The following is a 17471-nucleotide window of genomic DNA, read 5'->3' as shown; positions in this document are numbered from 1 at the left end:
TTGATCGAGTGAAGTTGTGGCAATGCCAGGGAGGGGAACCAATGACAGACCAGACCAACAAAACCGGCCCATCGCGCCGACAATTTGTCGAGGGTAGCGTGGCTTCGCTGACGCTGGGCGCTACCGGTGCCACGGGCGCGTTGGCGCAGAGCCTGCCGCTGCCGAAGTCGCCGGTGGCGCTGAACATCATCGATGTCGGCGGCGCCCTCGCCCTGCTACAGAAGCCGCTGGAGAACTATCGCGCGGCCAAGCCCAACCTCGTCTCGCGCATGACCTTCGTCAAAGCACCGKCGCCGGAACTGCCCGGCAAGATCAAGGCGATGCAGGAGGCCAATCGCGTCGATATAGACCTTGTCATCGGCGGCCTCGACGCACTCGCCGCGGGTATTGAGCAGAAACTTTGGGTGACGTTGCTGCCCGAGCATGCCGCCTCACTCCCCGACCCAGCCAAAGTTCTGATGAAGCCGGCGCTCGACATGCACAACCTCGGTTCCGGCCAGGGCATGTGCATGGTCTACTATCCCTCCGGTCCGCTGCTTGAGTACATGCCGGCACGMGTTAAGGCCGTGCCGACCACGGCGGACGAACTGCTTGCCTACACCAAGCAGAACCCGAACCGTTTTCTCTATGCTCGACCGGCCAATTCTGGCCCGGGCCGCACCTTTATCATGGGCCTGCCCTATCTGCTCGGCGACAAGGACCCGAAGGATCCGGCCAATGGCTGGGACAAAACCTGGACCTATCTGAAGGAGCTCGGCAACGGCATTGAGTACTATCCGACGGGCACTGCCGCGACCATGAAAGAGTTCGGCGACGGCTCGCGCGACATTATCATCTCCACCACCGGATGGGACATCAACCCGCGCGTCCTCGGTATCGTGCCGAAGGAAGCGAAGATCCAGGCGCTCAAGGGCTTCCATTGGGTCTCGGATGCCCAGTATATGTACATCCCGAAAGGCGTCTCGAGCGAGAAGCTCGCCGTCTTGCTCGACCTGATCAGCTTCGCACTGACGCCGCAGCAGCAGGCGTTCACCTATGATGAAGGCTACTTCTATCCGGGGCCGGCCGTGAAGGATGTGCCGCTCTCGATGGCGCCGCCAGAGAGCCAGAAGGCGATCGAGGAATTCGGGCGCCCCGAATACGCCGACCTGATCGCCAACAACCCGATCGAGGTGCCGCTGACGCCGGACAAGATGGTCCTCGCGTTTCGGCGTTGGGACGAGGAAATCGGCGCCAAACGGACGAAATAGGCAGGGAGGACGGTGGCGCGCCCTTCCTCCGCGCCACCAGGCCGCCGTTCTGCTTGCTGCTTGCGGCCTAACCCAGAGCACTGCGACCTGGGGTCGTCCGCCGACCGTAATTGCGTCGCCGAAGGTCAGCTACCCGGCTCCCGCGGTCAGGAGCGGAGTAGCYGGCCGCCGGCTTGAGATGCTATTTCTGTTCGGGGCCGCCGATTTGCAGCCAATCATGCCAAGTGAGCTCGGCAAGTCGTTGGCAAGGAGCTAAGCCGCGGCCCCGTTCTTAATGAGTTCCTTGGCGATAATAGTTCGTTGAATCTGGTTAGTACCTTCGTATATCTGGGTAATTTTGGCGTCGCGATAGAGCCGCTCAACTTCAAACCCGCGGATATACCCGGCGCCCCCGAAAATCTGGACGGCATTGGCCGTCTGCGCCACTGCCATATCGCTTGCAAAGCACTTCGCGATTGACGCGGCAGCGGTCGCGGGTCTGGCGTGGTCTATCAGCAATGCGGCTCTCTCTGTCAGGGCACGGGCGGCTGCTATGTCTTTGGCCATGTCCGCCAGCATCCATTGCAGTCCCTGATTGTCGAGGATCGGCTTGCCGAACTGACGGCGGTCTCGCGCGTAGCCCAGAGCCGCTTCCAGCCCGGCCTGCGCAATGCCGGTCGCGAGCGCAGCGATGCCGACGCGGCCCTTCTCCAGTACACTCATCATGATGTGGAAGCCGCGCCCCGTCGGGCCGAGCAGCGCCTTGCGCGGCACCACGACGCCGTCGAAGTTGAGTGCGCCGACCTGGCTGGCGCGCTGGCCCATCTTGTGCTCCTTCGGCCCGCGCGAGACACCCGATGCATGGAGRTCGACTAAGAAGATGCTCATGCCGCGATGGCCCGCGGCAGGGTCGGTCGAGGCTAGGACGAAGCCGAGATCTGCGACCGGCGCGTTGTGGATCCATAGCTTGTTGCCATCGATGACGTAGCCGGCGGCGGTCTCGCGTGCGGTGGTGCGGACATTAGAGAGGTCGGAGCCGGCCTCCGCCTCGGTCAGGCAGTAAGCGATGCGGGTCTTCGCGGAAATGATGTCCGGCAGGAGCTTCACCTGCTCGGGCGTGCCGTAGCGGGTGAGCAGAGTGCCGATCAGCTCGACGACGCCGCACTGGTCAGCGATCGAGGCATAACCGCGCGACAACTCCTCCATCACTATTGTATAGGCGAACGTGTCGAGGCCGGAGCCGCCATGCTCTTCCGACACGGTGATACCGAACAGGCCGATCTCGCCCATCAGGCGGTAGATCTCGGCCGGAAAGGTTTCGTCACGGTCAAGATCGGCAGCGGCGGGCCTGACGACATCTTCCGCGAAGCGCCGGGCGGTTTCGCGAATTTGTTCGTAGATCTCGGTGTCAAGCAATGGAGCGTGCATGGTACGGCCCTTTCCTCAGGCGACGCCGTTAAGGGCGCACAGATGCTCCATGCGGCGTGCGGCAAGCTCCGGCTCGACGAAGAGCCCGGACTGGTCGGCGAGGCGGAAGAGATCCGCATAGTGCAGGATGCCGCGGGCGGATTCGGCGCCGCCGACCATCCGAAAATGTTTCTGGAAGCCATTCAGCCAGGCGAGGAAAACCACCCCGCATTTGTAATGCTGTGTCGGGGCCTCGAAGAGCCGGCGAGAGAGCGCGACTGTCGGGTCGAGGATAGCGTGGAAGCCGGCTCTGTCACCAGCTTCCAACCTGGCGAAGGCGGCTGCCGCAGCCGGCGCAATCGGATCGAAGATGCCAAGCAGCCCGTGCGAGAAGCCCTGCTCATCGCCGGCGATCAGCTCGGCATAATTGAAGTCGTCGCCGGTATACATGACGACGCCTTCGGGCAGGAGGCGCCGCATCTCGATCTCCTTGCCGGCGTCGAGCAGCGAGACCTTGATGCCGTCGATCTTGGCCGCGTGCTCGCGGATCAAGGTTAGCACCGTCTCCATGGATTGCCGGAAGTCGCGGCTGCCCCAGTAGCCTTCGAGCGCGGGGTCGAACATCTCGCCGAGCCAGTGCAGGATCACCTTGCCGCGGCACTGGCCGATCAGACGGCTGTAGACCGCGTGGTAATCGTCTGGGCTTTTCGCGACGCGGCAGAGCGCGCGGCTCGCCATCAGGATGATCTTGCCACCGTGCTTCTCGACATGGCCGATCTGTTCCTCATAGGCGCGTAACACGTCGTCGAGGCTGCGCGCCGCGTGCGGATCCAGTTGGTCGGTGCCGGCGCCGCAGGCGAGATCGGCGCCGGGCGTCGCCTTGGCTTCAGCGAGAACGCAGGTGATCAGCTCAGCCGCATTCGGCCAATCCAGCCCCATGCCGCGCTGGGATGTGTCCATCGCCYCCGCAACCTTGAAGCCGAGGCCCCAAAGATGGTGGCGGAAAGCCAGAGTGGCGTCCCAGTCCACCGCCGCGACGCGCCAGGGCTCCTGCAGCTTCAGCGGGTCGGCCACGACATGGGCTGCCGCATAGACGGTGCGAACCCCGTTTGCGGAAGCGGTGCGGGGATAAGGGGAGGGTGCCGCCAACGGGTAGCGCTCGCTGCTGCCGTCCGCACGGGGCAGGGAAATTTCAGCCATCGCTTCCTCCGGAAGTGCAGTTTAGTGGAACGTTCTATTTCATGAACGCCTCAATAACCTTATATAGGTGCATAAAATCATTTGAAAGAGGGTGATTGCCTCACTCGCGCAAGTATGATAATGGAACGTTCCATAATAAGAAGTGACGCAGACGGTTCAGGGATGAAACGATGCCGAAGTCGAAAAGCGGCAAGCGAAAGGTGACGATCATCGAGATCGCGGACGCCGCCGGCGTCTCGAAATCGACGGTCTCGCTCGTCCTGACCGGGCGCGGCACCGTCAAGCGCGAGACTCGGCAGCAGGTTCTGCAGACGATGGACCAGCTGGGCTATGTCTACAACCGCGGCGCTGCCAACCTCCGAAATGCGCAATCCCGCATCGTGGGCCTGGTCCTCAACGACCTCTCGAACCCATTCTTCGCCGAATTTGCGATTGGCGTCGAAAAGGTCCTGCAGATGGCAGGTTATGTCGCCTTCATGGCCAACACAGCCGAAAGCGTGGTGCGTCAGGACCAGGTGATGCGGATGATGCGCGAGCATGGTGCTGGCGGCATCATCCTTTGTCCGGCGCTGGACACGCGGTCTGAGCATCTCGATTGGGTCAAAGCAGCCGATACTGCGCTCGTGGTGGCGATCCGGCGCCTTCCGGGCGCCGAGGTAAGCCACGTCGTGCCGGAAAACGTCGCCGGGGCCAGCCGGATCACCCGCCATCTCATCAATCTTGACCATGAGCGCATCGCCTATCTCGGCGGCATGCATTCGATGGTCGTCCGACAGGAGCGGCACGGCGGCTTTCTCGCGGCTATGGAGGCGGCCGGCCGCAAAGTTGATCCAACCCTCAACCTTGAAAGTATGCCGACACGCGACGGGGGCTTCGGTGCAATGAGCGCTGTACTATCGCTAAATGATCGGCCTACAGCGGTGGTCTGCTACAACGATGTCGTCGCAATCGGCGCGATGCTCGCCGCGGCGCGGCACGGTCTCGTTGTCGGGCGCGACATCGCGATCGTCGGTTTCGACGACACCAGCGAGGCGCGTCATGTCTCGCCAGCACTGACCACCGTCGCTGTTGATCCCGTCGGGCTCGGCGAGCGCGCCGCCGCGCTGCTGCTGAAGCAGATCGCCGATTCAGCCGCGGAATCGGAGAGCTACATAGGCCCCGCCAACCTCGTCATCCGAGAATCCTGTGGCGCCTATCAGCGCGCACTGGCCGCCGCCGGCTGACAATTCACATCCAGAGACAAAACCATGGCCTTTCCTCGCATTCTCTCCGCTGACGAAGCCGCGGCCCTAATCCCGGACGAGGCGATTGTCACTGTCTCCTCGTCGTCCGGTCTGGGTTGTCCCGACGCCGTGCTGGCGGCAATCGGCCGACGCTTCGACGCCTGCGGCCATCCGCGCAATCTCACGACCCTGCATCCGATCGCAGCCGGCGACATGTGGGGCATCAAGGGCATCGACCATCTGGCGAAGTCGGGCCTACTGGCGCGGATTATGGGTGGCTCCTATCCGTCCGGCCCGTCCTCGGCCGAGCCACCGGAAATCTGGAAGATGGTCACAGGCGACCAGATACCGGCCTACAACATCCCGAGCGGCATACTGTTCGACATGCATCGCGAGGCCGCCGCCAAGCGGCCGGGCGTGCTGACCAAGATCGGCATGGACACTTTCGTCGATCCCAGGCATCAGGGCTGTGCCATGAATGCGCGCGCCGCGGCTGAGCCGATCGTCAGCCGCGTCGATTTCGATGGCGACGACTGGCTTTATTTCCGGAGCATCGTACCTCAGGTCGCGATCATCCGCGCCACAACCGCCGACGAACGCGGCAACCTCTCCTACGAGCATGAGGGAGGCCTGCTCGGCCCGCTCGATCAAGCGCTGGCGGTTCGCAACAATGGCGGCATTGTCATTGCACAAGTGAAGCGCGTGGTCGCCGCCGGCAGCCTTAAGACGCAAGCCGTCTTCGTGCCCGGCATTTTGGTCGACGCAATCGTTGTCGCGCCCGAGCAGATGCAGACGACGCAGACGGCCTATGATCCGGCGATCTCGGGCGAGGTGTCGCGGCCCCTGTCGAGCTTCGAGACGCCGGCCTTCGACGTCGCCAAGGTCATCGCGCGGCGCGTGGCGCAGGAACTGCGCCACGGCGATGCGGTCAATATCGGCTTCGGCATCTCAGCAAACGTCCCGCGCATCCTGATCGAGGAGGGGCAGCACGGCGCGGTGACTTGGGTGATCGAGCAGGGCGCCGTCGGCGGCGTGCCGTTGCTCGAGTTCCAGTTTGGCTGCGCTTCCAATGCGGAGGCGATCGTGCCGTCGCCCTACCAGTTCACCTACTTCCAGGGCGCGGGCTTCGACATGTCGCTGCTCTCCTTCCTGCAGATCGACCGGCAGGGCTGTGTCAACGTCTCCAAGCTCGGGGTCAGGCCGCATGTCACGGCCGGCGCAGGCGGCTTCATCGACATTACCGCCCGGGCCAAGCGCATCGTCTTCTCCGGCTATTTTAGCGCCGCGGCCAAGCTCGCGATCGCCGATGGCAAGCTGGTTATCGAGAAGGAGGGGAGGGTGAAGAAGCTCGTCGAGGCCGTCGAACACATCTCCTTCTCAGGGCCGCGCGCAGTCGCACAGGGGCAGGAGGTGACCTACATCACGGAACGCTGTGTGATGAGGCTGACGCCGGAGGGGATCGTCATCACGGAGATCGCGCCCGGCGTGGATCTGGAGCGTGACATCCTCGCCCAGAGCGAGTTTCCGCTTCTGGTGCCGCGGCCGCCAAAGCTGATGGATGCGGCCTTGTTCGACGAGGCGTTGATCGGCCTTGAAGTTCCAATGAGGGCAGCATGAGCGACTCCGTCCGCCTCGACATCGCCTCCGGCATCGCGACGATCACGCTCGCCAGGCCAGAAAAGCTCAATGCGCTCGACGACGTCATGGTTGGGCTKCTGGGCAGCTTCGCCGATAGGATCGATGCCAATCGAACGGTGCGCGCGGTGATCCTTACGGGTGAAGGCAAGGCCTTCTGCGCCGGCGGCGACATTGTCGCCTGGGGCGAGCTTTCGGCACTGGAGATGGGGCAGGGCTGGGTGCGTTCTGGCCACCGTGTCTTCGACAAGCTCGCGCGGATGAAACCGCCGGTTATCGCCGCCATGAACGGCCACGCGCTCGGCGGCGGGCTGGAGCTCGCCGTTACCGCTGATATCCGAATCTGTGAAGCTCAGGMCAAGATTGGCCTGCCCGAGAGCGGCCTCGGTATGATTCCGGGCTGGTCAGGCACCCAACGCCTGGTCAAGCGCCTGGGCGGGCGTGTCGCGCGTCGCCTTGCCCTGACGGGCGAGGTCGTCACCGCCGAGACAGCGCTTGCTCTCGGCATCGTCGATCAGGTCGTGGAGAAGGGTGGGGCGCTCGCGGCCGCGACAGCGATGGCCGAGCGCGTCGCCGCCCGTGGTCCGGTCGCGAACATCATCGTCAAGCAGTTGATCAACGCCGCGGAAGACGAGGACCGGGCAGCGATCATGGAGACGCTGGCGAGCTCGCTCGTCTCCTATACTGATGACGTCAGGGAAGGTGTCGCCGCCTTCCAGGAAAAGCGCACACCGCTCTACCGAGGGGAATAAGATGACCCGCCCCGTCGCACTAATTACCGGCGCAAGGCGCGGCATCGGCTGCGCGATCGGTGTCGCGCTCGCCAGGGTAGGCCATGACATCGCCTTCACCGACGTTGTCGAGGACGAGGCGGTCGCCGTGGCGCTGAAGCTCTTCGAGGAGGCCGGCGCCGCGGCGCGGTTCTTCAAGCATGACGTCGCCGCAGTCGAAAGCCATGCTGCCCTAAACGCGGATGTGAAGCGGGCTTTCGGCCGGCTCGATCTCTTTGTCTCGAATGCCGGGATCGGCGCGCCGGTTCGCGGTGACATGCTGGAGATTACGCCGGAAAGCTTCGACGTCGTCATGGATGTCAACCTGCGCGGCGCCGCCTTCTTGAGCCAGGAAGTCGCCAAGGCGATGCTCGCGGACAAGGCAGAGCGGCCGGTGATCGTCTTCATCACGTCGGCCAGCACGGAGATGGTTTCGATCGACCGGGCGCAATATTGCGTCTCGAAGCTCGGTCTCTCGATGTGGGCGAAGGCGCTCGCGGTCAGGCTCGCGCCCGAAGGCATCCCGGTCTTCGAGGTCCGACCGGGCGTGATCCGCACCGACATGACCGCGAAGGTCGCGGCCAAATACGATGCCCGTATCGCGGACGGCATGATACCAGCCGGGCGCTGGGGCGAGGGCGAGGACGTGGCGCGTTGCGTGGTCGGTCTGGCGAGCGGCAATTTCGCCTACGCGACGGGCACAGTGATCAATGCTGATGGTGGATTGATGATCCCGCGTCTGTAATTGGCGCAATGGTTGTAAGACAAAGAGCCGATATCGAACCGGCCGGTGAGGGCATAGGAGGAGACGGATGGCTGGACGCTTGGTCACCCGCCGCATCGGGTGTTTTGCATGAGCTATGAATTCGATTTCGCCGACGTCTTCGCGGCGTGGCCAGAGTTACTGCAGGGACTGATCAACACGCTCGTGCTCTCGGCACTTGCAATGGCGATCGGCATGGTCGTTTCGGTCGCGKGGGCGCTCGGCAAGACTTCGGGTCCGCGATGGCTACGCTGGCTCATCGACGAATATATCGAGCTGATCCGGAATACGCCGTTCCTGATTCAGATCTTCATGATCTATTTCGGTCTGCCTACGCTCGGMATCAAACTCTCATCGAACGAGGCGGCGCTCATCGCGCTCGTCGTCAATGTCGGCGCCTACGGCATCGAGATTATCCGCGCTGGCATCGAGAGCATTCACAAGGGCCAGGTCGAGGCCGGCAAGTCGCTCGGCATGCGGCCGCTGCAAATCTTTCGCTACATCGTCCTCAAGCCGGCGATCCAGGCGGTCTATCCCTCGCTGACCAGCCAGTTCATCCTGCTGATGCTAAATTCGAGCGTCTGCTCCGCGATCGCGGCGAGCGAGCTCACGGCGGTCGCGGGCGATATCCAGTCGCGCACCTTCCGCAGCTTCGAGGTCTATTTCGTTGTGACCTGCATCTATTTCGGCCTGTCGCTGTTCTTCTGGAGCGCCTTCGCCGGAATCGAGCGCACCCTCCTGCGCAAGCCAACCCGGTAGGTTTCAGACGATGCGCACACTCGGACCTAACGAGATCCTCTACATCATCGCCGCGGTGCGCTGGACGCTGCTGCTCTCGGTCGTTGCCTTTGTCGGCGGCGCGATTGGCGGCGCCCTTGTCGCGCTCGCTCGAACTAGTGAGTTCAAATGGCTCAGGCTGGTCGCGAACGGCTATATCAAGGTCTTCCAGGGCACGCCGCTGTTGATGCAGCTCTTCCTCGCGTTCTTCGTGCCCGGTCTGTTTGGCTGGTCAGTCGATCCCTGGACCGCAGCCGCGATCGGCTTGTCGCTGCATGCCAGCGCCTTCCTGGGCGAGATTTGGCGCGGCGCTATTGAGGTCGTGCCGCGCGGGCAATGGGAGGCGGCGACCTCGCTCGGTCTGCGCTACTGGCCGAAGATGGCGCTGGTCGTCGTGCCACAAGCGGTCAGAATCTCCATTCCGCCAACGATTGGCTTCCTCGTTCAGCTGATTAAGGGCACTTCGCTCGCCTCGATCATCGGCTTCGTCGAACTGACGCGGGCGGCGCAGGTGATTAACAACGCCACCTTCCGGCCCTTTACCATCTTCGCGCTCGTCGCGTTGATCTACTACCTGATCTGCCGGCCGCTATCGGCCTACAGCAAGCGAATGGAGCAAAAGCTCCTGGTCGCCGCGCGCTAAGCGCGGCGACGCAAGGCCTACCAAGTCCACCCGAGGAGAAACGTCCCATGTCACTGTTCAAGTCCATCCTGCGCCGCAGCCTCGGCGCGCTGCTTCTCGCCGGCGTCGCCGCCGCAACTCTCGGCGCCGCCCCGGCGAGCGCAGCCACGCCCGAGKAGATCAAGGCGCGCGGCAAGCTGCTGGTTGGCGTACTGACCGACTATCCGCCTTTCGGCGGCACCGACGCCCAGCAGCAGCCGGCCGGATACGACGCCGACGTCGCCAAGCTGATGGCCAAGGCGCTTGGCGTGCAGCTCGAACTCGTCCCGGTCACCGGGCCAAACCGCATACCCTATCTGCTGACCAACAAAATTGACGTGCTGATTGCCACGTTCGGCATCACCGCCGAGCGCTCAAAGCAGGTGCTATTCTCCAATCCCTACAGCACGCTCACCATTTACGTGCTGGGTCCCAAGAGCCTGAACATCAAGACTCCGGAGGACCTGAAGCCGGTGACGATCAGTGTCGCGCGCGCCTCGACGCAGGACACGGCCATCAGCGCGATCGCGCCGCAGGGCACGCCACTCAAGCGCTTCGACGACGATGCCACGGCGCTGCAGGCCCTGATCTCGGGTCAGGTCCAGGCCATGGGCGCGAGTAACACCATCCTCGCGCAACTCAACAAGGACTATCCACAGCTCAACATGGAGCCGAAGCTGACCCTGCGCGAGCAGGCCAATGGCATGGCCTTTCGCAAGGCCGACACTGCGCTCGCCGAGTTCGCCAACAAATTCATCGCCGATATCGAGAAGAACGGCGAACTCAGCGCCATCAACCAGCGCTGGTTCGGCATTCCGTTGAACAAGCTTCCGCCGATGCCGACATTCTGAGAACCTGCCCAAACGCGTGACATGGCGCGTCCGGTCTCGGGTCGGGCGCGCCAAATTCTCTGGTCAAAACGAGATGAAGCTCATGACGATGCCCGCAACAGAGAAGACCGGCGCGTCCCGCACCGCGGGCGACGTTATGATCGAGATGCGCAAGGTCGACAAATTCTATGGCGACTTCCAGGTTCTGCGGAACATCGACCTGACGGTCAACCGCGGCGAGCGCATCGTCATTTGTGGACCCTCGGGCTCTGGCAAGTCGACCCTGATCCGCTGTCTCAACCAGCTCGAGGAACACCAGAGCGGCGAGATTATCATTGATGGCACGAGCGTACACGCGCATCTGCGCGGCATCGAGAACATCCGCCGCGAGATCGGCATGGTGTTCCAGAGCTTCAACCTGTTCGGGCATCTGACGGTGTTGGAAAATTGCACGCTAGCGCCAATGAAGGTGCGCGGGATCAGGAGGCCGGRGGCCGAGGCGAACGCTCGCATCATCTTGGAGCGCGTCCATATCCCCGAGCAGGCCGCGAAATACCCGATCCAGCTCTCGGGTGGCCAGCAACAACGCGTTGCAATCGCGCGGTCGTTATGCATGAACCCGAGGATCATGTTGTTCGACGAGCCTACTTCGGCGCTCGATCCGGAGATGGTCAGCGAGGTCCTCGACGTCATGGTAGAACTCGCCGAAAGCGGCATGACCATGATCTGCGTCACTCATGAGATGGGTTTCGCCCGCAAGGTTGCTGACCGGATAATCTTCATGGATGCAGGCGAGATCGTCGAGGTCGCGCCGCCTGCAGAATTTTTCTCAACACCTCGAAATGAACGCACGCGACAATTTCTCGGCCAGATTCTTCATTCTAATCAGCACTGACTTCCGCTGAGGGCGATCTCTCGCCTGGCAGCTTCACCTCGGGAGAGGCTCGGTGCTTGAGGGGGAGGCAACTAATGGGGAACGTGCTGGAGCCCCAATTGCTAGATTGGGCTGGCCCGCGCTTTAAGTGGGCGATGATTATCCGTCGACAGCGCGCTTGCACTTGTAGTCTCTTGGCGTTCCAGTTCGACTACCCGTCAGCTCCGGCCACAACACGGTGCTCACATGTCCCGGACCGTCCCGCCGGGGCAGCGGCGCATCGTCCCGGAGTTGCTCATCGCTCAGCGAGCGCAGGATCTTCTTGGTTCGAGCGCGCCGTGCATATCGGTGTGCCAAGCTAGACTGGAACACCGCCTTGCTGGTCAATGGCTCGACCAGTTCGCCCGTGAAACCGTTCATTTGAGGCAAGGTGGAGAGCCTTTCCGACATCGCTCGCCTCCCAAGAATTTTTGGCGGGGGAGCGAGGCTAGGTGAACTACTGATGCCGCGGCGTGATCGGAACCGATGATACGGGCACCAATTGTTTGGGTGACAATCGGTCGAAGGTTCAGTGTCCATCCTGGATCGCTATCGGGGACCATGATCCGTCCGCTCTGAGATCCCCGAGTCGAGGGTTCGCGCGTTTGAGACGAAGATCGTCAACTCATCTTACGAATATCTGGCGGCTTTGGCCGAAGGAACAGCCGCCTATCGTTGCCTAGGACGTCCACCAGCGCGAGCCGACAACTGGCACTAATTATGTCAAATACGGCTCCTCCGTCTAAACGCCTGCTCGGTGCTGCGGTGCCGCTGATCGTAAAGCCGGCGTTGAAGCGGGCTCTTGTCCCCCGCGTGTGCGAAGACAGCCACGACAAACAGGGCCGTAAGCCCGATAAGGGCATAAAGCATGGCGATGACGCTCGTTTCCCCAGACCCAAAGCAACATAAGCCGCGGAGCAATGATCTCGCGAATCAAACCCACTGCCAAGCGGAAATGACCGCATCGATAGAGCGCGATGGAAAATAAACTGAAGTTTGGAGCCGGCAAGTATACTTATACGGCTTCGATCACAAGGCGCCAATCGGGGACTGATAAGGCCTCGTGAAGCACTGCTCTGAGCACCGTGTTACGATAACAGCGGCATCGGAAGCTGAAGCCCTTCGATCAAGGCATTGCGGAACACTTCAATCGGCCGCGCGAGCCTGCCTGCCGGGGGGCGGTGCAGCAACCAAGCGCGCACTTGCGGCTTGAAGTTTGGGCAGTCGATGACCTCAACTCCCTCGCGCCAGCGGCCGTCGGCGAAGGCGGCCGGGGTGACTATGCCGATGCCGTGGCCGCGCGCCACCAGCGACATTCTGAGATCGACACTGAGAGCCTCCACCCCAACTTGGAAAGGCAGCCGCGCCGCCTCGAAGCTCTGGCGGATATAGGCACGAAAGCCACAGCCATTTTCGTTCATCACCCAGGGAAATTGCGACAGCGTGGCAAGGTCGGCTTCCCGCGGTACACCAAGGTCGGATGACGCAACCAGCAGCACTGTTTGCGCGCCGAGATCGTCGCAGATCAGTTCCTGCGGCGGCGCCAAACCCTCCGCGAGACACACCGCCACTGCGTCGAGCTCGCTGCGCGCCACCTGCTCGACCAGCCTTGGCGACCAGCCGGAGGTGATGCGTAAAGTCAGTTGCGGGAACGCGGCGCGCAGGCCATCGAGCGGCATCGCCAGCGCGGCATCGGAGAGATAGGGCATAATGCCCAGCCGGAACTCGCCCCTGACCTCGCCCTCTGGCGACACGCCGGCCTTCAAATCCTCAAGCGAACGTAGCACGCGCCGGCCATGTTCATAGGCTTCACGGCCGGAGGCTGTCGGCTTCAGCGGCTTCGACTGGCGGTCGAGCAACGCCGTTGCCAGCGCGTCCTCAAGGTTCTGGATGCGGCGGGTTACACCCGGCTGGGTAAGATTAAGTCTCGCTGACGCACCGACGATCGAACCGGTTTCCACCACGGCGATAAAGGCTTCGAGGTCATGAATGTTCATAAYAGACCCGCATAATCATTATCGAATTTATTGAATTGTAGCATGGTGACGGTTTCGCATAAAAGCAAAAAACGATATGCGGAATGTTGAGGATCGACCATGCGAGGAACGAAAGACGGACAAATGACGCATTTGCCGGCCGCCACAATTACCGGCCCGCAGACTGTGCTATTTGCCACCGCTGTCGGCATCATCGTCACCAATCTGTTCGCGCCGCAGACATTAGTTGGCCTAATCGGGTCATCGTTCGGCGCCGATGCCGCAGGCTTCGGCCTCGTCGCCATGGCCACCCTGCTTGGCTATGCCGCCGGCCTATTCTTCCTCGTGCCGCTCGCCGATCTCGCCGAGAATCGCGCCCTAATCCTGCGTATGTTGATCGCGGCAGCAATGGCCGCTGGTATTGCCACACTCGCGCCTACGGCAAGCGCGCTGCTGATAGTGCTGTTCGTCCTGGGCGCCGCCTGTTCCGCGATTCAGATCMTTGTGCCGATCGCCGCATCCATGGCCCCACCTGGACAGGATGGTCGCGTTATCGGCGACGTCATGAGCGGGTTGATGGTCGGCATCCTGCTGGCGCGTCCGCTGGCCAGCCTGGTCGCCGATGCTTGGGGCTGGCGAGCCTTCTATGGCCTCAGCGCGGCTTCTCTGATTCTGCTCGCCTGCGTCCTCGCTTTCAGCTTGCCGCGACGGCTCCCGGTAGCGAGAACATCCTATGGCGCGCTGATCGCCTCGCTGCTCGGCCTTTTGCGCGACGAACCGATGCTTCGACGGCGCGCCCTGACAGCGKCGCTGGTAATGGCGGCGTTCAGCTTGTTCTGGACGGCGGTGGCATTGCGCCTTGCACAGTCGCCCTTCGACCTCGGCCAGCGCGGCATTGCGCTGTTTGCGTTGGCGGGCGCCGGAGGTGCTGCAGTCACGCCGCTGTTCGGCCGCGCTGGAGATCGTGGTTTGACGCGCTCCGCCACTCTCGCCTGCCACCTCGTGCTGATCGGCGCGATGGCGCTGTCGGCGTGGGCAGGCTCCGCCGCAGCCGCGACCGCAACCGGATGGGTTCCGTTGGGGCTAATGGTCGTCAGCGCCGTGCTGCTCGACATCGGCGTAATCGGCGACCAAACGCTCGGCCGCCGCGCCATCAACCTACTACAGCCCAAGGCGCGCGGACGCTTAAATGGGCTGTTCGTGGGCATTTTCTTCATCGGTGGCGCCACCGGATCGATGCTGGCCGGCATCGCTTGGGCCTGGAATGGCTGGCCAGCTGTCTGCTCCGCCGGCGCTGCATTCGGCCTCGCAGCTCTGCTGGTCGACTGGATCGGCGGCCCGGAGTAAGGACTGGTCCGCTGGCCCTGCTGTCGGCCCTGGCTGCGCCGAATTGCCTGGTCACCGCACACTATGCTGGCTCGCCCCCTGATGATCCGTTATCATCCACGAGCATGCCACTCCCTGGGGGCAGGCCTTCGCCAGAGTCCTTTCCCGGACCACGCTGCTTTCGGCGCCCAAGGCAGTTTTCTGAATAGCGCGCTCGGCTGGCGCAGCGCATTCCGGCGCAGCGTGGAGACCACCAGGCAATCCCTTCAGAGAGCGACATGCCTCAGACTCGAAGCCGCGCAGAGCAGGAGGTTATCATGCTCGTTCGTGACGCTATGACCGCACATGCAGAATGGATCTCTCCGGACATCTCGCTGACCGAGGTCGCGCGCAAGATGCGCGACGCGAAAATCGGGTGCCTTCCGGTGGGAGAAAATGATCGCCTTATCGGAATGATCACGGACAGAGACCTTCCTGCCGTGGCTGCGCCGAAGGGGCCGATCCCAACACTACAAAGGCGAGAAAGGTCATGACGGCGGGCATCACCTGGTGCTTCGAGGACGATGACGTCAGGGATGCGACGCGCCGCATGGCGGAGGAGCAAATCCATCATGTTCCGGTGATGAACAGAGAGAAACGGATGATCGGTATCCTCTCCCTGTCGGATTTGGCGCTGAGAGCGCCGATGGACCTGTTCGCTGAGGTATCGCAGCTTGTTGCACGCGACGCATCGCGTCACGCCTCGGCGCCTTGGCCCACTAGCTTCCATGGGGCCTGATCGCGACGACAGTCAGGGTGAGCAGCGCGAGATCGCGCAAGCGGGCTTTCTCGCGCGAAGGCGAATTGGCGCCTGCKCTCATCCTGATGATGGGGGGCGGCATCCGACTCTGCCGATCGTCGACACAGCCCGGAACGGCCTGTCGGCGCGCTCACGATGCTGCTTCTGTTAATGCTCGTGACGCCCGATATGTGCGAGGAGTTGTTTACTGCGCCGATAAACAGCATGCGCGGAAGCGGCACTTGAGGCTGACTTCACTGCACGGGACGGCGACCACAAGTTGGATGACGACGAGGAAGACGACGACGACTATTGTCGTTGACTAGCGTCGCGCCTTGAACCGCCAATCGCCATGGGTCGCTGGGCGATGGCATGACCAGTGGGGCAATTCCGAAGGAATCCGGCATTGTCATCTACCTCTCGACTTGAGGACATCCGACCATGGCCCATTGGAACGGGAATATGCCGGAGACTCCGAAGAAGGTGGCCTGGTACGAGACCAGCGTCGATGGCGTCAGCCTTTGGCACACCGACCCGAATGATCAGCCGGACAAGGCTTGGTTTGTAATCAGGCCGAGCCGGTTTTCCGCGGGGAGCTTTATCGGCACCGATCAGGAAAACCGTCGGGCGGTCTGCGCCGAGGACAGCGTCGAGGAGGCCAAGGCCGCCGCGCTGCTCTGGCTTGAGCGGCTATTGAACAAAGACGACATCCCGGACGAGGACGAGGAAGACCCGGCCGAGCGCTACGCCCACCGTCACGAACACGGGCACGACGCCGACGACTGAGCGCCCGTGCCATCTACAGAACCCGTGCTTGCACTGGTAGGCGAGCGGCTGGCGCAGTCTAGGTCAATCACCATGCAGCATCGCGGCGTCGCTGGTCGCGGCCCACTGCACGTACGCCGCCCCGGGGGCCTGCCGTCCGCGTTATCTGCGCACTATAGGTCGAGATCCTGGCGATCCGCAGCATAGCGGCTATGGTTTTCCTATGCTTCGACCGCTTGCTCAGCTGCTTCCGCGGCGAGACCTTGCTTACGCAAATCACGGGCGCCGGTAGCTGGCATCATTCGCACGATGATCGCATAGGTTGCTCGCTGCCCGGATGCAGGACGTTCAGTTCCGTTGGCAGAAATCAGCAAATATTTGGCGCGATATCGCATTCTATATCAGATCGTATCCGCTAATTCTGGCAAGTTGACCGAATGACTTGTTGAGTATAGCCCGAAACGTTTTTGCTGCATCACCTCTGGTAATCGGCGCTAGATACGCACTGAGGAATGAGCCAATGCCTGATAATGTGTCCAAGCAGAATCTTGATAACCAGATTGCGGTCGTCCGAAGAAATATAGCCGATCTGATGGAACGAGCCACCGCAACCACTGGATCTGCTGCGGAAGAAGCAATCGCGAACAGGATCAACCATCAACAAGAGCTGCTGAACCAGCTGCTGAAACAGCGCGAGGCGATGGAATAAGGCGTTCCTTGCGCTGGGGCGAATAGGCCGCCGAAGCCGAAAAATACCGTCTGACCGAAGTCTTCAGGAGAAATCGGCGCTTGCACGGAGGCGGACGAAGAGTTCGTCGGCGCGGGAGAACATTGCCTTTGGCAGGCCCGAGGCATCGGGCCCAGAGATCGAACAAGCGGCTCGCGAAGCGGTCGCCGACGAATTCATCGCCAGACTCGAGTAGGGGCTCGAGGCACAGCTAGGCGAGCGCGGCGTTATGCTGTCCGGCGGCCAGCCGTGGGGCCAGGAATAAAGCCTTTCAGGCTCAGTTACGTCGGATGATGGCTTGGTTCGTATGACGACGAGTTGCCGGCCGATCGCGTAAATCGCGCTGCCCGAAAGCCACCGCAATCCATGGTGATCGTGAAGTCTGATTCGCAAGTTGGTCTGGGTTTCAGATCGCGAGTTCGTGCAGGAGGGGCAGCTTTGCAAGGTGAGAAAGGTTTCGAGATCACGAATGACGAGGATCGCAGCCTTGC

At 62.3% G+C, this 17471-nt stretch carries 17 protein-coding genes; 14 read left to right on the top strand and 3 right to left on the bottom strand.

From position 1 onward, the window contains the following. The first annotated feature begins 41 nt into the window (after nucleotides 1-41). The gene (locus AC1DJT_RS01575; RefSeq protein WP_476833397.1) at nucleotides 42-1250 is read left to right on the top strand and encodes an extracellular solute-binding protein; all 1209 of its coding nucleotides are present in this window, start codon (nucleotides 42-44) and stop codon (nucleotides 1248-1250) included. A gap of 252 nt (nucleotides 1251-1502) precedes the next feature. On the opposite strand, the gene AC1DJT_RS01570 is transcribed toward AC1DJT_RS01575, so the two are convergent. Both AC1DJT_RS01570 and AC1DJT_RS01565 read right to left on the bottom strand, forming a co-directional pair. Next, nucleotides 1503-2657, bottom strand: a complete 1155-nt coding sequence (locus tag AC1DJT_RS01570; protein WP_476769199.1) for an acyl-CoA dehydrogenase family protein — start codon at nucleotides 2655-2657, stop codon at nucleotides 1503-1505. A gap of 15 nt (nucleotides 2658-2672) precedes the next feature. Continuing rightward, on the bottom strand, nucleotides 2673-3836 hold the full coding sequence (locus AC1DJT_RS01565) for a dihydrodipicolinate synthase family protein (protein WP_476833396.1): 1164 nt from the start codon (nucleotides 3834-3836) through the stop codon (nucleotides 2673-2675). 170 nt (nucleotides 3837-4006) lie between these two features. Between AC1DJT_RS01565 and AC1DJT_RS01560 the strand changes: the two genes are divergently transcribed. The 8 genes from AC1DJT_RS01560 to AC1DJT_RS01525 all read left to right on the top strand — a co-directional run bounded on the left by AC1DJT_RS01560 (nucleotide 4007) and on the right by AC1DJT_RS01525 (nucleotide 11390). Then, nucleotides 4007-5059: a LacI family DNA-binding transcriptional regulator gene (locus AC1DJT_RS01560; RefSeq protein WP_441508103.1), complete on the top strand. Its 1053-nt coding sequence runs from the start codon at nucleotides 4007-4009 to the stop codon at nucleotides 5057-5059. A 24-nt stretch (nucleotides 5060-5083) separates the two neighbouring features. Then, nucleotides 5084-6676: an acyl CoA:acetate/3-ketoacid CoA transferase gene (locus AC1DJT_RS01555; RefSeq protein WP_441492609.1), complete on the top strand. Its 1593-nt coding sequence runs from the start codon at nucleotides 5084-5086 to the stop codon at nucleotides 6674-6676. Continuing rightward, nucleotides 6673-7446, top strand: a complete 774-nt coding sequence (locus AC1DJT_RS01550) for an enoyl-CoA hydratase/isomerase family protein (RefSeq protein WP_476833395.1) — start codon at nucleotides 6673-6675, stop codon at nucleotides 7444-7446. Before AC1DJT_RS01555 ends, AC1DJT_RS01550 begins: the two co-directional genes overlap by 4 nt. Nucleotide 7447: 1 nt before the next feature. Beyond that, nucleotides 7448-8209, top strand: coding sequence for a 3-ketoacyl-ACP reductase (locus AC1DJT_RS01545; protein ID WP_476833394.1), 762 nt, complete (start codon nucleotides 7448-7450; stop codon nucleotides 8207-8209). A gap of 108 nt (nucleotides 8210-8317) precedes the next feature. After that, nucleotides 8318-8986 carry an amino acid ABC transporter permease gene (locus AC1DJT_RS01540; RefSeq protein WP_476833393.1) on the top strand — a complete coding sequence of 223 codons (669 nt, stop codon included), beginning with the start codon at nucleotides 8318-8320 and terminating at the stop codon, nucleotides 8984-8986. Nucleotides 8987-8996: 10 nt separating this feature from the next. Beyond that, nucleotides 8997-9647: an amino acid ABC transporter permease gene (locus AC1DJT_RS01535; RefSeq protein WP_441492613.1), complete on the top strand. Its 651-nt coding sequence runs from the start codon at nucleotides 8997-8999 to the stop codon at nucleotides 9645-9647. Between the two features lie 47 nt (nucleotides 9648-9694). Further along, nucleotides 9695-10516: a transporter substrate-binding domain-containing protein gene (locus AC1DJT_RS01530; protein WP_476833392.1), complete on the top strand. Its 822-nt coding sequence runs from the start codon at nucleotides 9695-9697 to the stop codon at nucleotides 10514-10516. A gap of 82 nt (nucleotides 10517-10598) precedes the next feature. Then, a complete protein-coding gene (locus tag AC1DJT_RS01525) occupies nucleotides 10599-11390 on the top strand; it encodes an amino acid ABC transporter ATP-binding protein (RefSeq protein ID WP_476833391.1) in 792 nt (263 codons plus the stop codon). Nucleotides 11391-12496: 1106 nt separating this feature from the next. On the opposite strand, the gene AC1DJT_RS01520 is transcribed toward AC1DJT_RS01525, so the two are convergent. Beyond that, a complete protein-coding gene (locus AC1DJT_RS01520) occupies nucleotides 12497-13405 on the bottom strand; it encodes a LysR family transcriptional regulator (RefSeq protein ID WP_441509163.1) in 909 nt (302 codons plus the stop codon). A 99-nt stretch (nucleotides 13406-13504) separates the two neighbouring features. Between AC1DJT_RS01520 and AC1DJT_RS01515 the strand changes: the two genes are divergently transcribed. From AC1DJT_RS01515 to AC1DJT_RS01495, 5 genes are all read left to right on the top strand, one after another. Further along, entirely contained in the window at nucleotides 13505-14731 is a 1227-nt protein-coding gene (locus AC1DJT_RS01515) for an MFS transporter (protein WP_476833390.1), read from the top strand. A gap of 296 nt (nucleotides 14732-15027) precedes the next feature. After that, nucleotides 15028-15243 carry a CBS domain-containing protein gene (locus tag AC1DJT_RS01510; RefSeq protein WP_476769206.1) on the top strand — a complete coding sequence of 72 codons (216 nt, stop codon included), beginning with the start codon at nucleotides 15028-15030 and terminating at the stop codon, nucleotides 15241-15243. Further along, a complete protein-coding gene (locus AC1DJT_RS01505; RefSeq protein WP_476769207.1) occupies nucleotides 15240-15488 on the top strand; it encodes a CBS domain-containing protein in 249 nt (82 codons plus the stop codon). Before AC1DJT_RS01510 ends, AC1DJT_RS01505 begins: the two co-directional genes overlap by 4 nt. A 441-nt stretch (nucleotides 15489-15929) precedes the next feature. Next, entirely contained in the window at nucleotides 15930-16274 is a 345-nt protein-coding gene (locus AC1DJT_RS01500; RefSeq protein WP_476769208.1) for a hypothetical protein, read from the top strand. Nucleotides 16275-16773: 499 nt separating this feature from the next. Then, nucleotides 16774-16962: a hypothetical protein gene (locus tag AC1DJT_RS01495; protein WP_476769209.1), complete on the top strand. Its 189-nt coding sequence runs from the start codon at nucleotides 16774-16776 to the stop codon at nucleotides 16960-16962. Nucleotides 16963-17471: the final 509 nt, after the last annotated feature.

The organism is Allobosea sp. 05T422_2 (assembly GCF_056396265.1).
The sequence above is the reverse complement of the archived record's forward strand: the minus strand, read 5'-3'. Positions and strand labels throughout refer to the sequence as shown.

Excerpts from the sequence above, each read along its gene's own strand:
- AC1DJT_RS01560 (WP_441508103.1), top strand. The coding sequence starts at position 4,007 with ATGCCGAAGTCGAAAAGCGGCAAGCGAAAGGTGACGATCATCGAGATC.
- AC1DJT_RS01555 (WP_441492609.1), top strand. The coding sequence starts at position 5,084 with ATGGCCTTTCCTCGCATTCTCTCCGCTGACGAAGCCGCGGCCCTAATC.
- AC1DJT_RS01545 (WP_476833394.1), top strand. The coding sequence starts at position 7,448 with ATGACCCGCCCCGTCGCACTAATTACCGGCGCAAGGCGCGGCATCGGC.
- AC1DJT_RS01535 (WP_441492613.1), top strand. The coding sequence starts at position 8,997 with ATGCGCACACTCGGACCTAACGAGATCCTCTACATCATCGCCGCGGTG.
- AC1DJT_RS01520 (WP_441509163.1), bottom strand. The coding sequence starts at position 13,405 with ATGAACATTCATGACCTCGAAGCCTTTATCGCCGTGGTGGAAACCGGT.
- AC1DJT_RS01510 (WP_476769206.1), top strand. The coding sequence starts at position 15,028 with ATGCTCGTTCGTGACGCTATGACCGCACATGCAGAATGGATCTCTCCG.
- AC1DJT_RS01505 (WP_476769207.1), top strand. The coding sequence starts at position 15,240 with ATGACGGCGGGCATCACCTGGTGCTTCGAGGACGATGACGTCAGGGAT.
- AC1DJT_RS01500 (WP_476769208.1), top strand. The coding sequence starts at position 15,930 with ATGGCCCATTGGAACGGGAATATGCCGGAGACTCCGAAGAAGGTGGCC.
- AC1DJT_RS01495 (WP_476769209.1), top strand. The coding sequence starts at position 16,774 with ATGCCTGATAATGTGTCCAAGCAGAATCTTGATAACCAGATTGCGGTC.